The organism is Photorhabdus aegyptia, assembly GCF_000612035.1.
Classification (GTDB): domain Bacteria; phylum Pseudomonadota; class Gammaproteobacteria; order Enterobacterales; family Enterobacteriaceae; genus Photorhabdus; species Photorhabdus akhurstii.
The window spans coordinates 1-14,341 of the sequence record NZ_JFGV01000018.1; the positions used below are offsets into that span (position 1 = coordinate 1).

General features: G+C 38.7%; 12 protein-coding genes and 1 pseudogene. 7 read left to right on the forward strand and 6 right to left on the reverse strand.

Annotation, left to right across the window (positions count from 1 at the left end; genetic code table 11):
• The first annotated feature begins 274 nt into the window (after window positions 1–274).
• The 5 genes from BA1DRAFT_RS07610 to tssE all read left to right on the forward strand — a co-directional run bounded on the left by BA1DRAFT_RS07610 (window position 275) and on the right by tssE (window position 5,547).
• Entirely contained in the window at window positions 275–1,258 is a 984-nt protein-coding gene (locus BA1DRAFT_RS07610; RefSeq protein ID WP_051560699.1) for a T6SS immunity protein Tli4 family protein, read from the forward strand.
• 529 nt (window positions 1,259–1,787) lie between these two features.
• Window positions 1,788–3,548 carry a type VI secretion system baseplate subunit TssF gene (gene tssF / locus BA1DRAFT_RS07620; protein WP_036777720.1) on the forward strand — a complete coding sequence of 587 codons (1,761 nt, stop codon included), beginning with the start codon at window positions 1,788–1,790 and terminating at the stop codon, window positions 3,546–3,548.
• Window positions 3,512–4,597, forward strand: coding sequence for a type VI secretion system baseplate subunit TssG (gene tssG, locus BA1DRAFT_RS07625; protein ID WP_036777647.1), 1,086 nt, complete (start codon window positions 3,512–3,514; stop codon window positions 4,595–4,597). The genes tssF and tssG overlap by 37 nt, the downstream gene beginning before the upstream one ends.
• A complete protein-coding gene (gene tssJ / locus BA1DRAFT_RS07630; protein WP_051560700.1) occupies window positions 4,575–5,114 on the forward strand; it encodes a type VI secretion system lipoprotein TssJ in 540 nt (179 codons plus the stop codon). The genes tssG and tssJ overlap by 23 nt, the downstream gene beginning before the upstream one ends.
• A gap of 4 nt (window positions 5,115–5,118) precedes the next feature.
• Complete coding sequence (gene tssE / locus BA1DRAFT_RS07635) at window positions 5,119–5,547, forward strand: type VI secretion system baseplate subunit TssE (protein WP_036777649.1); 429 nt, start codon at window positions 5,119–5,121, stop codon at window positions 5,545–5,547.
• 90 nt (window positions 5,548–5,637) lie between these two features.
• Here tssE and BA1DRAFT_RS07640 read toward each other — a convergent pair whose 3' ends face one another.
• The 5 genes from BA1DRAFT_RS07640 to BA1DRAFT_RS07660 form a co-directional block, all read right to left on the reverse strand.
• Window positions 5,638–6,510: a hypothetical protein gene (locus BA1DRAFT_RS07640; protein ID WP_036777652.1), complete on the reverse strand. Its 873-nt coding sequence runs from the start codon at window positions 6,508–6,510 to the stop codon at window positions 5,638–5,640.
• 4 nt (window positions 6,511–6,514) lie between these two features.
• Window positions 6,515–7,777 (reverse strand): hypothetical protein, encoded by a 1,263-nt coding sequence (locus BA1DRAFT_RS07645; RefSeq protein WP_200868772.1) that lies wholly within the window; start codon window positions 7,775–7,777, stop codon window positions 6,515–6,517.
• A 555-nt stretch (window positions 7,778–8,332) separates the two neighbouring features.
• The gene (locus tag BA1DRAFT_RS07650; RefSeq protein WP_036777653.1) at window positions 8,333–9,001 is read right to left on the reverse strand and encodes a helix-turn-helix transcriptional regulator; all 669 of its coding nucleotides are present in this window, start codon (window positions 8,999–9,001) and stop codon (window positions 8,333–8,335) included.
• Window positions 9,002–9,481: 480 nt separating this feature from the next.
• On the reverse strand, window positions 9,482–10,168 hold the full coding sequence (locus BA1DRAFT_RS07655; protein ID WP_036777655.1) for a helix-turn-helix transcriptional regulator: 687 nt from the start codon (window positions 10,166–10,168) through the stop codon (window positions 9,482–9,484).
• Window positions 10,169–10,204: 36 nt separating this feature from the next.
• The gene (locus BA1DRAFT_RS07660) at window positions 10,205–10,894 is read right to left on the reverse strand and encodes a PAS domain-containing protein (RefSeq protein ID WP_036777657.1); all 690 of its coding nucleotides are present in this window, start codon (window positions 10,892–10,894) and stop codon (window positions 10,205–10,207) included.
• Between the two features lie 1,079 nt (window positions 10,895–11,973).
• Between BA1DRAFT_RS07660 and BA1DRAFT_RS07665 the strand changes: the two genes are divergently transcribed.
• Window positions 11,974–12,609: a hypothetical protein gene (locus tag BA1DRAFT_RS07665; protein WP_036777659.1), complete on the forward strand. Its 636-nt coding sequence runs from the start codon at window positions 11,974–11,976 to the stop codon at window positions 12,607–12,609.
• Between the two features lie 35 nt (window positions 12,610–12,644).
• Here the strand turns inward: BA1DRAFT_RS07665 and BA1DRAFT_RS23975 are convergent.
• Window positions 12,645–12,818 (reverse strand): annotated as a pseudogene (locus BA1DRAFT_RS23975) (IS4 family transposase); the annotation flags it as partial.
• Window positions 12,819–12,982: 164 nt separating this feature from the next.
• Between BA1DRAFT_RS23975 and BA1DRAFT_RS07670 the strand changes: the two are divergent.
• The gene (locus tag BA1DRAFT_RS07670; RefSeq protein ID WP_036777661.1) at window positions 12,983–13,450 is read left to right on the forward strand and encodes a hypothetical protein; all 468 of its coding nucleotides are present in this window, start codon (window positions 12,983–12,985) and stop codon (window positions 13,448–13,450) included.
• Window positions 13,451–14,341 lie beyond the last annotated feature (891 nt).

The following is a 14,341-nucleotide window of genomic DNA, read 5'->3' on the forward strand; positions in this document are numbered from 1 at the left end:
GTGACCCGTCAGCAGAGGGAATTTCTCAAAGAGCGGCGATTGCAAATGACCAAGGATGATCTCAAAGCGCGTTGGGCGGGAAAAATTCTGGAACCAACCCCGTTCAAGGAGTCTGAGAAATGAAAAACGTAATCCGTCAATGGTGTTGATATAGCGTGAGATTGAATAAGAAATACCTTACTCATTTTATTCACTATCGTAGCAATTTATGCCCTGTGGCAGTGATATTTCCCTGCCTTTTATTATCTCGTTTAAACCTGAAAAGGAAAATTAAATGAAAACTGAAATATTATCTAATATGCAGACTCGTTGTGTCGGGCATTATCTGATTGATATTCCCTTAGCATTTGAAAACATCATCAACAATGAGATATTTATTGGTGATGCGAAAATAGAAACCAAGCGTATGCATCTATCCGCATTTGAACAGCGGATAGAGATAAGAGAGCAAAAATTAAGGACGACTAAAACGGCCGATTTGAAAGATCTGCCCTTTTTAAAGAAGACCCATCATCTCCAGGGAAACTTATATGGTGTGATTTTTGATAGAAATAACAGTATCAGTGAGCCCGGTTTTACCCGAGTATTAGAAGCCCATTTATATGATAATGGGGTTGCTTTTATTATAGAAATGAAGTTTACAGAGATATCAGATGATAAATACAGTTATTCAAGAGACTGTTATATAAAATCTGGATTGAATGAAAGCCAATATAAAATGCTTTCTCAGACTCTGGACAAAATGCAAAAGCTAATTGCCAGAATCAGTGGCAGAAAGGATAGCGATATTCCGACAGAGGCAGGAATCTGTATCCCTGATGGTTTTATTGCCGACTATAATAATGAAAAAGAAAGTATAAAGTTTGTCTATCAAGGAAATCAGGATGATAATTTCACATTTAGTCTTGAAATCATTAATGACCTTAAAGGGGAAGGGATTTTACTTGAACATATTGGTGAAATTGAAAGGGACTGGTTCGTTAACTATGGCAGGATAATAAGAGAAGGAGAAAGAGAGATAAATGGGATACATGGCGCGGAGTTGTTAGCGGTAGGTCTGCAATCTTTTGACAATAATCCACGTTATCAATTTGATTTTATTGCAAATGATATGGTATTGGATGATAAAAAAGTTTGTATTGTCATTATGTTAATGAATTACCAGTTACCTGCAACGCCATATACCGAAGATGAATTGATCACATTTTGGGATACAATAACGAAAACTTTTCGTAGAAGGCCGGATGCTTTCGAATAGTAATAAAGTGAGAGTGTGTGTTTTAAATAATTCACTAATGGGGGGCAATGTGTTCTGGCTTTTATTGCTAATGGTTTTTTTTCTTTATCTGTTGGTTTTTGGTCCGGCAATATTGGTTGTTGATATATTTATCATTCGTCGGATAATTAAAAATGGAGGGTGGGGGAAATATAAAATTGTGTTCTTTTTGATTCCTGGCGTGTTATTGATGAGTATCTTGATAGCCGGTGTGGGCTTTTTCACTAACATGTCGCTTCTTTATTTATGTGACCATTCATATTACTATTTTAGTTGAGGTGATAACTTTAAAGTCAATGGCAAGGTATTTCGATATGAAATATTGCCTTTGAATATTAATTGCTTATTGCGTGATTGCTTTGGCAATAAAGTAGAGGATGCCGTTATGTCTGGCCTTATTTTAGGTGATATCAGGCTACGGCTATTTTTCTCTACTATTTTACTTCCCTTCTTATTATTTATTCTGAACGGGAAACGGTATTTTTTAATGACTTTTTTGGAGGAGCATCCTATGGATGATTTAACCCTGCGCTATTATGAGGCAGAAATGCGCTACTTACGTGAGGCGGGTAGAGAGTTTGCTAAGGCTCACCCTGACCGGGCGGCTGCGCTTAATCTGGATAAAATCGGTATGCGTGATCCTTTTGTGGAGCGTCTGTTTGAAGGCTTTGCTTTTATGATCGGGAGCCTGCGTGAGAAGCTGGATGATGACTTGCCGGAGTTGACAGAAGGGCTGGTGAGTTTGTTGTGGCCGCATTACCTACGCACGATTCCGTCCCTTTCCATTGTTGAATTGGGGATGGATTGGGCGCAATTGAAAAGTCCGGTACAGGTGAAAAAGGGCTTTGAGATCCTTTCGCAGCCGATCGGCCCAAGCAAGACCCGGTGTCGTTATACCACGACTCAGGCGGTTCAGTTGCTGCCTCTGGCACTGACCGACGCTTCCCTGCAAGAGGAACCGAATGGACGTTCCGTGATTCGATTGCGTTTTGGCTGTGGAACACTGGTGGACTGGCGCCAAATTGATTTGAGCCGTTTACCGCTGTATCTCAGTGCCGACAGCCCGCTGGCCTGTGCGTTACATCGAGCGTTTACGCTGCAAACACAACAGCTTTACCTGCGTTTACCCGGTCAGCCTGATCGTCAGCCATTTGACGGCGGATTCTCACCAATGGGGTTTGGCGAAGAGGAAAGGTTATGGCCGAAAGGGGAAAGTTCATTTAGTGGTTATCAACTACTGCTGGAGTATTTCACTTTCCGTGAAAAGTTTATGTTTGTTGCGCTCTGTGGGCTGGAAAAGTTGACTCTCCCCGAGAGAACGCCGTGGTTTGAGCTGGATGTGGTTCTGCGTGAAAGTTGGCCCTTTGATTTGCCATTTTCTGCTGAGCATATCCGTTTGCACTGTACTCCGGTGATTAACCTGTTTCGATTGGAATCCGATCCGCTTCAATTGTCACCATTGCAAACTGAGTATTTGCTGTATCCGGTCCGTTTTCATGATGGGCATACCGAGGTTTATTCCGTGGATGAGGTGTCCTCTTCGAAACGCGAGGGTCATCGGTATGTGCCGTTCAGTAGTTTTCGTCATAAAGGCGGCATGCTGCGCCATGATGCACCGGAGTGCTACTACCATACCCGTGTGAAACGAGGGCCGTCAGGTCTGTGTGACACCTGGATTATTCTGGGTGGAGCGGATTTTGATGATAATGAACTGTATAAAGAAGAGGTTTTGTCACTCACGTTGACCGGTACTAATGGTCAACTGCCGCGCAGGGCGTTGCAGGATACGCTGTTGGATACTGCCGTTAGTCCTCCGCTAGCGGAATTTACGGTACGTAACTTGTGTGAGCCGACATTGCCTTGCTATCCACCAAATCGGGACCGTTTCCACTGGCGAGTGCTCAGTCATCTTGGTTCTAACTTTCTTAGCATGATGGATAACCCGGAAGTGCTACGTGGGACATTGGCCCTGTATGACTGGTCCGACAATGAGATGAATTATCGTCGGCTGGAGGCGATTGTCGCGGTGAAGCATTCGCTGATTGAGCGATTTGAGCAGGGATGTTTGCGGCGGGGAGTACACATTGAAGTGACACTGGATAGCAACGGCTTTGCAGGCGCCGGTGATATCTGTTTGTTTGGCGAAATGCTCAGCCGCTTCTTTGCCTTATACACCGATATTCATCTGTTTAACCGACTTACACTGATTTTACAACCTACGGGGGAACGACTGTTATGGGAAGAACAACACTGTCAGAACATTCCCGGTTGATGGCGATGCTGGAAGCTGACATTTCGACACTCGATTTCTACCAATTTTGTCAGATCATTGAACGTGCAGTTCCTGATCGGCCGCCGTTGGGTAGTACGGAAAATCCGGCTGATGATGCGATACGTTTGCGGCCTCATCCAGGTTTGGGATTTCCCGTCAGTGAACTGAAAGCGATAGAGACTGACAATGAACATCCAGAGCGTCCACCGACGGCCAGAACAACCTTTATGGGGTTGTATGGGGTAGATTCTCTGTTGCCGACCGCTTACCTGAACGATATCGCTCAGCAAAGGGAAGGGAATGAAACTATCGAAGCCTTTCTGGATATTTTTAACCACCGGATGTTCACCCAGTTTTACCGTATCTGGCGTAAATACTCCTATCCGGCGACTTTTGCTACCGGAGGAACCGATAGAACCTCCCAATGTCTGCTCGGACTGATTGGCTTAGGGATACCGGGTAGTCAGCAACAGATTGCTACGCCGATGTCCCGTTTTTTGGCGCTGCTTAGCGTTATGCGCCTGCCAACTCGAACTGCTGAGGGCGTATCGGCGCTGGCGGCATTGTTGGCGCCGAAAACCCGGATCGTGGTGACGCCTGCTTGCCCGCGGCAGATCTATCTGATGCAACCAGCGAGTTTTTCAGATACTCGCCGAATTTCCCTCTCGCAGCGTACCGTGCTAGGCAGAATGGGCATTGATATCAATAGCCAGTTATTGCTGGCGCTGTATACCGATTGCCCGGATGAAGCGCGGGGCTGGTTGCCGGGTGGTCAGTTGCATACCGATTTTTTGGTGTTGCTGCGGGTTTATCTGGGCTGGCGATATCAAGCCGTATTGCGACTGACTCTACCGACCCGAATATTACCGCCGCCGATACTGGGTGGTCAGCCTGTTCAGTTAGGGCTGACGGGGGTATTGGGTTTAAAAGTTGAAGATCAGGCGGCAGTGCCTGACAGCATTACGCTGAGTCTGGGGGGGTATCACGGAATACCTCCAGACAGTAATCAAGACAAAGGAGGGAATTATGTTAACTATTCCTTTTTATAAAATTGTGCCGATGATAGCGGCAATAACATTACTGCTGTCAGGCTGCGGTCTGACTCAGACGGTGACTGATGGCTCAGCAGCGGTCACCCAATCCCTTTTTCATAAGCGGGTGAAAACGTTGCATCTGGATTTTATTCCACGGGCAGTGGTTAATACCGACACGGGAGAAAGTGTTGCTCTGTCCGTCCCGGCATTAGTCCGGGTTTATCAGTTGCGGGATAACAACGCTATAAAAAAGATGGATTATGCGGATTTGTTGGATGACGGCGATCGGATACTGAGCGCCGATTGTCTGGCGAGTGAGGAGGTGGTGGTGAAACCGGGTAGTCACGCATCGCTTGATATGCCGATGGCGGCACAGGCGAAATATGTCGTGGTGGTGGGGTTGTTCAGAAACCCCGATTTAGCCAACGGGACTTGGCGTCGGATCATAAAGCGCAATGAGTTGTTAGCGGATGGGCCTCGTATTATTGAGCTTAATGCCCACGGCTTGGCCTTGTTGCCTGAAAAGGGGTGAATAAATGAAAAAACCTTCTCTGTATGAAAGCCTTTTTGGCAATTTTAATTGCGGTCTGGAGTTGCATCAGGTGAGTGAAGAAGATCAGGTCATTTTGTCGGTATTAGACAATATGCAACGTATCCTCAATAGTCGCGCCGGTTCGCTTACCCATCTGCCTGATTATGGCCTGCCTGATCTCAACACCATTCTGCGAGGGTTGCCTGCGTCGTCGCAGCGCTTGATCTCGACGATTGAACATACCTTATTGGCCTATGAACCTCGTTTGAAACAAGTCAATGTTACGTTATTGCCGGAACTTGCGCCGGGACATCTGCGTTATGACATCAACGCTGAACTCAACGGTGTGGGGCTGGTGCGTTTTAGTACTGAGTTTGTGCCGGATGGGAATGTGTTGATCCGCCATTTACGCCAGCAAGGGTATATGGATTAGGTACTTGTGTGTGTTTTGCTACTCGTGTCGTAAATGATCATTTGTAATACAAAGTGAAGGCTTGCCATTGTTGTGCAAGCCTTTGGTAGTTTAAGAGAGAATTCTCTCTAGAAAATCTAAAGCTGATTGAGTGCTAGATAATTCAGCATCAACACTGTCACCATTCATATACTTAACATGGATTAAAAATGTATTAAATATTAGGTGATTAGGAATGAGCGTGCTGTTGTATGTAGCAATAAAGTCTTTAGCTTCCTTTAAAGTTTGAAATTTAAAGTCATGCCCATACAAAGGGGTTATAACTACATATTTGAGTGTTTTTTGTATTTTCCATTCCAATGCTTTTGTAAATCTTTCAATGTTTGCCTTATTTGAGTTAAAAATACTAGACTTAACTATTTCAAGTTGATCTTGTTTAAGTCGTTCAATAAGAGCAACTTTTTCAGCAAGGATTATTTCTGAGGTATCTTCATCAAAAGCCATATCAATCCCGGCTAAAGCGAATGCTGAAACGATATCTTTATAACGAATATACAGAACTTGAAAACCACAACTCTCAAGTTGTTTTAAAGAAGGTTCTGTAAATTCTCCGGCGAGTATTGCGCCTTTGAAAGGACATTCAAGTTGATATTTACCTACAATAGGAAGTACAGCGCCTTGAATTTCTTGAGCTTTATTCTTTGAATGTTTGGTGTATCGACGCCATGCTGATTCAATGAAGGCGACGGGTCTTCCTAATGTTGTTGCTGAGCCAGAATACTCAAACACGAAATCTAAGTCATGAGTGTTTCCATAAGTATCTTCCCAAGTTATTTTTTTTCCTTTTCGTGCTTTTCTTGGTTGTCCAACAACATCAAGATATAAGCTTGTCTTATTTGCTATATCTTGTAATAAAGGAACGAATAAATTTTCGAGTATGTTCCCAATGAGTTGTCCAAGTTTGTGAGATGGAGATATAGCCATATTCTTATCCTTCAACCCATAAACGACCTTCATGTAAAGGTACTGTATGTGTTCTATTCTTCCATTTAACATTCCTATCTCTTAGCTTTTCAAAGCTGAAAGAGGAAAAACCGGCAGAAACAGCAAGTTCCCCAAGCCATTTTTCAGCAGGAACATGTATACCATATGGTGCGGAGTCACCAATAACAAAGCAGGCTTTTGAATCTTTCTCCATATTTTTACGAATATTTACCCATATTTTGGCTATGTCTAAAAAATAAGCCGCAATCATGGTGTGGTAGGATTTTTTACCGCCTTTACTATGCCTTATTATGTCTAACTTTTTGGTTACATCAGATATTTCATCTTTTATTGGATAGAGAAGTGGATTGCTAAGAACTTCATCCAAGTCGATTTTATCTGAGGATGAGTGTTGAGAACATGATCTCATCAGTGAAGGTCTGACAACGTTTTTGAGGTCGCCCCAACCATTTATCTCTCCCCAGAACATCATCTCTAGTCTCGTTGCATCTGCATAATCATAGTTATTAGGATATGGCGGTGATGAAATTAGCAAGTTACACTTTTCTGCTTTAAACGGTTGCCTCACATCTTTGTGTTCAATATGTGAGTAGCTCTGCCAACCTGACGAAATTGCATGAAGCATATCGGCTCTCATCATTTCAAGCTTCCCAGAGAAAGCTTCAAAGGGATCTAGTACTTTAGATTTGGATTTATTGGGTAGAACATATTGCCATTGAGCTGTACCTACATGGCTACATGCTCTCAGTATTGATGTTATGTTTAGCCTGATTAATTCCCAGAGTGGTTCAGCATTAGATAATGTCTCATATGCAATTTTTAATCGTTCAAGTTTGTTAAATGAATCAAAGGAGTAACATTTTCCCAAAAGGTTACTTTCATTGTAGCGAGTAGGATCCGGCATTGTCTTTAAAGACGATGCATATGTGATAAGTTCTTCTCCTGCATCACTTAGGTCGTTCGTATCTAAGTACCAAAGCTGCTTAGCTTTTGCGATCCTTGCTACAAAGGGGTGTCCCTCAAATCCGAAAGAGCTAACATTAAAAAAATCGGCCGCAATGTTGGTTGTACCTGAGCCAGCAAAAGGTTCAAGAATTATCGCTTTTTTACCCGTTTCGTCTTGGAATTTTAAAATCTCAGAATTCACCCACTCAGCCGAAAAACCAGCGGAATAGCGAAACCACCGGTGAACAGGGAGTTTCATGTTATCGGTAAAAGTTCCTGAGCGAGCTGTTTTTTTGAGCATAAATCTTTTTGTCATTTCGTGTTAGTGTAGAAAGGGCTATTGTACTCGAAAACATCTTTTATTAAGACTGTTTTTTATTCGATCATTTTGTTTCTCATATTCATCTAGAAATAAGGTAGTAACAACGATTTAAACAACAATAGCGAGTAGAAGTTCTATTGTTAATGAAGTTATGAAATTGTGATATAAATTAAATGCAATTTTCATATCAGATTGAATTTTAATAATAAATTTTTCGATGAGATAAAATTTTTAATGATTACAATGAATATTATCATCGGACTTGTGGCAGAATATTTTCTGCCTGTGAGGATTAGATATTTTATCGTTTACAAAAACAATATTCCTCATGTTATTTTAAAAATATCTAAGTAAATAAAATTTCAAATGGAAAAATAAAGGTAAGAGAATTGTTTTAATTCGTTTTACTTTAATGAAGTTAATAATATTGTTTCAGCGGTAGCCTTATTAATAGATCAAGGCTACCGTTATTTCTTCTGGTATGTCCAGATTGGGTTTTATTGTCAGCAGCAGAATGTTTTAATAATAAAACTGCTATGACAATAAGAATTTTTCTGGTACATAATGATGAAAATTATTCGCTAAACAGTATTCTTCCAGTTGTTGACTGGAATGAACACCTATTTTGCCATAGATCCGAGACATATAAGTTTCAACGGTATGGTAAGAAATATTTAATTTCTGTCTAATCTGTTTCCTGGTATATTTCTGTAAAAAGAAGAAAATAATATCCCATTCACGCGGCGTAAAAATATCGCTTGGTGGTTGGAGCATAATCGATGTTGGTAATTCTTTATAATATTGATGCAAGCAGGATAATGAATAGTCTTGGGCTTCCCAACAGTGGTACATGACGCCGATACAATTTCCATTTTCATGATAAAAAGGTAATTTTTCACAGAAATAAGATGACAAAATTTGATTTTGTCCGAATATATGTGTCTCAATTGAACATATTCTTTGTTCTTTTTCCATAACTCTTTTATCTTGAATAATAAATTCCTTAGCAAATTCAGCGCCTTCCCAAGGGAGTTCATGATCATAAAGCCCCTCATAATCAAATGATGCTTTAAAATTATGAATATATTTCTTGGTTGCTGAATTTCCATAAATGAAATTTGAAGAACTATCTTTTATTCCCCACGGCTCATGGCTGATTTCCATTGTGTTGATGATTTGAGGTGATATCGTACAGTTCTTCATAAAAACTCCTTAATAGTTTTCAGATTAAATAAACATTCTACTTTTGGATTTCCTGGTGCTTTCTGGGGTATAGCAATAAAATTGACTTTTTTCATAAGAATTTTCTAGTTTTATATGTTATGGCAGACTGAGTTATTGTTTATTATTTAAATTATTGTTTTAATTTACTGTTTATTATATTAAAACAACGAGTGATATAGTAATATCCATCAATCTGTTAGCTCAAAAGTACATTTGTTAGTTCATTGATTATGTTATAAATTCAGAATAATTCTAAGGAGGTTTATGATTATACGGTGTTCTGCAATAAAATAATTTATCAATATTATGAGTAAATTCTTTTGTTGCTGAATTTCCGAGAGTAAAATATGAAGAACTATTTTTTATGCCCCACGGTGTATGACGTATTCCCATGATGTTAACAATTTGAGGTAATATTGCATAGTTCTTCTTCATAAAAACCCTGTTGTTATTTAGGGGTTAAGGAAATATTCTACTTTCTGGATGTACAAATCTTTCTGGTACGTAAAGATCATAATCATTTGTGCGGCAATAATCTTCCAATTGACGACTGGAATGAACACCAATTCTTTTATATATTCGGGAAAGATGGGTTTCAACAGTACGATAAGAAATATTTAACATCCTACCCATCTGCTTACTAGTATATTTTTGTAACAGAAGAAAAATAACATCCCATTCCCGTTGCGTAAATATATCGGTTGGTGGTTGAAATAATATAGATTGAGGAAGTTTTCCATGAAATAGACGGGTAAATGAGAAATCTTGCGCTTCCCATCCGTGGAAAATGACGCCGACACATTCACCATCATCATTATAGAGTGGATATTTTTCACAAAAATGAGATGATAGAAATTTATCTTTCCCATACATATGAGTTTCAAGCGAACATACTCTTGTTTCTTTCTCCATTACACTTTGATCATGAATAACGAATTCTTTTGCAAACTCAGCTCCATCCCAAGGAATTTCATTATCATACCGTCCTTCATAATCAAATGAATCTGGAAGATTCTGGATATGCTTAAATGCTAAATTACCATAAATAAAGCACGAATTTTTATCTTTAATTGCCCAAGGTTCATTACTTTGCCGCAAAGTGTTAATGACTTGAGGTGAAAGACTTAAATTGCTAGTTTTGTACATAATGAGGTCCTATTGTGTAGTTAATAGTTTACAAATTTATAACTCCCTGCTACCAATAGTGATAAAACGTTCTGGAATATAAAGATGATAGTTATTTTTCTTACAGAAATCGGCTAATTCTATATGGGGTGGTAAATTAAATTTATGGTAAATAGATTGAATGTGATTAACAACATCTTCTGTAGTTATCATTAATTCTTCGCTGATACTTTCTTCATCCAGTGAGCGTAAGATCAGAAAGAGAATTTCCCACTCAGTTTGAGTCAGGATATCGTTAGGTGGCATGAAGACTAACGTTGCCGGAGTGGTTTTGTCATAATAATAAGAAACGGAAAAATCTTGGGTTTTATACATATGAAAGAAGATCCCAATGCAATCATTATTCTCATCAAAAAGAGGAAATTTATCACAAATATAGGTCTGTTTGAGGTTATTTTCTCCAAACTGATGGGTTTCCAGTGAAGTGACGCGCTGCACAGTTTGAATGGTTTTTTGATCCTGACGGTGAAGTTCTTCTGCATATTCAGCAATAGCTGAGGGTAATTCACCTATAGAAAGCCCGATAATATCGAAATCTTCAGGAAGGTTGAGTAGTTGATAGAAAGCAGGGTTAGCATAAATAAATCTCGATTGGTGATCTCTGGCACCCCAAGGTTCATTGCTTTTATCCCACATCATGGTTAATTGTGGCGTAATAAGAGTGGATTTGTTTCTTATATTTGACATAGTAACTCCTAAATTCCGATTTAAATTGTTATCTGGATAGTTGCTTTTTCGATTATGTCTTAAGTGGACTGCTATATCATAGAATATAATGCTTTTCTCGTCAAAAAGCGTATGTTTATTAATTGAATTTTTACTATTTTATAATGAAACTTTAAACAACAAGGAATATAACTATATGTATTATTTTAGATGTAGATTATTGGGGTGATTTATTGGAAGAATGGTTGGAGGCTGTTGTTGTGCTTGCTGCTGTGCCTGATATCAGCCACTTGTTAGCTGGAAAGCCTCCATCATTAACAGCCAATAGGTGCAGATTATACCCAGAATTATCAGTATCCTAGCTGTTGTCAATTGATAAATAATTATTTGTCCTAATGCTTAATGGTTGTTTTGTTAAACTATTTTATTTACTTTTCTCTGTAATAAAGAGTAAACCCGAACAGTAGCGTGAAAAAAAAGATAGTTTTTGAACACATTTTTGATGTGACCTAAAGATTGAACTAAATAAATTACGTCTGTTGTGTTAAGTATATGTTGTTAGTTTTTCTCATTGTTTGTGCTCACGGCCTTTTTAAAAGAGTCGCTGGCAATAGTTACTCTCATTGAGATTAAGTAGTAAATACTTAATGAACGATGCTAACATAAATTTGGTTTTTTATTGGAATTTAATTTTTTCTTGATGCTATTCGTGACTTCACATGTATAACTCGCAAGTCACTGGGAAATGAAAATATCATCCAAGATGATCTTGATATGATAAAAAACACGGAAGTACGCATCTTATGATGCCTTTTAGGACGTGGAGGATATCAATAGTGGATGGAACCGTGGAAACCCAACCGTGGTTGTTGAACTTAGGGTTTAATATCGCTACCATCGATCGAAGGCACATTTATACCCTAAAGATTTCAAGATGAATCGCGACGGCAAGGGAGTGAATCCCCGGGAGAATAGATAACTATGTGACTGGGGTGAGCGAGTGCAGCCAACAAAGAGGCAACTTGAAAGATGACGGGTATATCAATTTGATAACTGTATCGTCCTTTTTAGATGATTAACGGGGAATAGGAGGAGGTTATATGCCAGCAAGATTGGTAAATCCTGAAAAGGTTAATGAGGTTTTCGCTCATCTGAATGAAAGCTCAGATAATCATACTCTCTATACTGCGTTGATGAATGGGGTTGATATTACTGATCAGATAAAGGGATTGTTGCTTTCGCCAGGTTATCGAATGGTTCGTGTTGATGGTCGATTTGGTAATCGTATCAGCCAATCCCACTTCGAATTGGCGTTGGTTAACGATGTGTCTAAAGAGGTTGCCTATTATAATCGAGTGGTTATACAGCCAGATGTGGTATTAAATTGTCGCCCAGTAACACAAATTCTTGTTTGGCGTATTCTGAAACGTGAACATCGGACGGTTTTGCATGAACTGGCTGGTAAGGTGTTCTTTGATTACTTGCTTGAACATTACAACGTGATTGTGTCGGATATGAACCAGACTCATGACGGTATTTCTTTTTGGCAGGCCCGTATGTATGACGCACTGGCGTATAATATGCATGTTTATGCTTATGATATGATTACCTGTGAGTTGCGTAAGATTTTGACCCAGAATGATGTTAGTCGCCAAGAATCTTGGTTATGGGGAGATCCTGAACATCATCAGAATAGACTGGCAATTATTTCGAAAAGCGAATTACCCATCCAATAGACCCACTTTGCGCTGAGGGTCCCCATAAATCATCGCTAATAAATCAACACCATATTTCGGTAGGTTTTTGCGAGGTGTTTTAATACATTTTTAAGTGTTATCTCTATTAAAATGAACGGAGAGTGTTGTAAGACATTCTCTGCGAACGTTAAATATGAAATGATTCGCCTTGATTTAACGCTATTTGCCTGATATCTCAAGTGTATACCCTATGAATTTCAAGATGCATTGCTACGGTAAGGGAACGAATCCCTGGGAGAATAGGTAACTATGTGACCGGGGGGAGTGAGCGTAGCTAACAAAGAGACAACTTGAAAGATAACGGGTATAAGGAGGGAGGTAATTTCCCTCCTACTTTTAAAGAGAGGATTGTATGGTAAACAAAGAGAAAAAATTAATATTTCTTATTATTCTAATCGTATCTATACTGACTTCTTGTGTAGGTTTTGTGATTCATGTTATCAACTCCGAGTGGGTAGTTCCTTATATAAGGAATGAAGTAAGCAATATAACTATAGCCCCGTCTTGGGATGTTAGATATCTTGCTGCATTAACAAGTTTAGAGACAGGACTGGGTATAACATTTTTATATATTCTTATAAAAAAGAGCCTTCCTACATATACCCCTATCACAAGAGGTATCCTTATGTGGTTAATTGAATTAGCAATTATGGGACGGCTTGTTAGGCAACCATTGATGGACTATGCTATAGGAAATCCATTTGCAATATCTGTTTTACAGAATTCAGTATCATGGATTAACTGGTTTTTTATTTGCCTTATAACCACTTGTTTGTATGACTATCTAATTAAAATTTGGTGCCAAAAGAATAATGAATGATAATATTTTTAGAAATTTAAATAAAGAGAACGATGAAAATAGGTGGGTTGCTAATACAATAATTAGAATTTACCTATCTTCTCTTTTTTTATATTCAATAGTGTTTTTTTTGATATTTTTTCTGATAAATACAGAACTAAAGGTTACATAATATTAATCTAGTGGCGATTTCGAACTGGTATAAGTTCAGTAATCATACTCCCTTAGGAGTTATATGAACAGATATAAGCTACCACCGGATTAATAACTAAGAGATGTAACGTTTGGTAAAGATATTTGGGTAGTAAGTATAATGGGTAAAATGAAATTACAGCTATCAAGTGTTATAAGCGGGATTTTCTAATATGGGTAATATTTGAGCATTCATGCGGTTGCCTTGGTGAATTACCCATCCAATAGACCCACTTTGTGGTGTTTTTTTGTAAATTGCCAGAACAGTGTTTGAAGTTTAATCTCGCTATTAATTTAACTCATTATAGTTAGTAATATTGTATTTATTGTTCGCATTTATTTAGATCAGAGTAATGGAAGTGAGCGGTTATTTTTTCACTATAGATATTTTGTTGCAAAGAAATAAGTTAAATTTTCCTACATTTCTGATGCAACAATGTTAATAATTTAACCTTAGTAATTTGATTTGTGAAAATCTTTTAATAATTTTAATAAAAACAACAAGTTAATCTATGTTTTAATATTATTTTTTACTATCTTATTTGTATTGTTAACATCAGTGTGGGGATATAGGGCAATATGTGGGGGGTAAACAGACTTTCTTGTGTATTAATATTGATTTTGAGTTTTGGCTCTATATTATTTTATTCTGCTTATTCATTTAACACTATTTGTATATATAAGCTCATTATGTCTCTGAGCTTAGGTTTTTTATTTCAT

Coding starts and splice junctions, on each gene's coding strand:
- tssE (WP_036777649.1), top strand. CDS start 5,119: ATGAAAAAACCTTCTCTGTATGAAAGCCTTTTTGGCAATTTTAATTGC.
- BA1DRAFT_RS07610 (WP_051560699.1), top strand. CDS start 275: ATGAAAACTGAAATATTATCTAATATGCAGACTCGTTGTGTCGGGCAT.
- tssJ (WP_051560700.1), top strand. CDS start 4,575: ATGTTAACTATTCCTTTTTATAAAATTGTGCCGATGATAGCGGCAATA.
- BA1DRAFT_RS07640 (WP_036777652.1), bottom strand. CDS start 6,510: ATGGCTATATCTCCATCTCACAAACTTGGACAACTCATTGGGAACATA.
- BA1DRAFT_RS07670 (WP_036777661.1), top strand. CDS start 12,983: ATGGTAAACAAAGAGAAAAAATTAATATTTCTTATTATTCTAATCGTA.
- BA1DRAFT_RS07655 (WP_036777655.1), bottom strand. CDS start 10,168: ATGTACAAAACTAGCAATTTAAGTCTTTCACCTCAAGTCATTAACACT.
- BA1DRAFT_RS07665 (WP_036777659.1), top strand. CDS start 11,974: ATGCCAGCAAGATTGGTAAATCCTGAAAAGGTTAATGAGGTTTTCGCT.
- tssG (WP_036777647.1), top strand. CDS start 3,512: ATGGGAAGAACAACACTGTCAGAACATTCCCGGTTGATGGCGATGCTG.
- BA1DRAFT_RS07650 (WP_036777653.1), bottom strand. CDS start 9,001: ATGAAGAACTGTACGATATCACCTCAAATCATCAACACAATGGAAATC.
- tssF (WP_036777720.1), top strand. CDS start 1,788: ATGGATGATTTAACCCTGCGCTATTATGAGGCAGAAATGCGCTACTTA.
- BA1DRAFT_RS07645 (WP_200868772.1), bottom strand. CDS start 7,777: ATGCTCAAAAAAACAGCTCGCTCAGGAACTTTTACCGATAACATGAAA.
- BA1DRAFT_RS07660 (WP_036777657.1), bottom strand. CDS start 10,894: ATGTCAAATATAAGAAACAAATCCACTCTTATTACGCCACAATTAACC.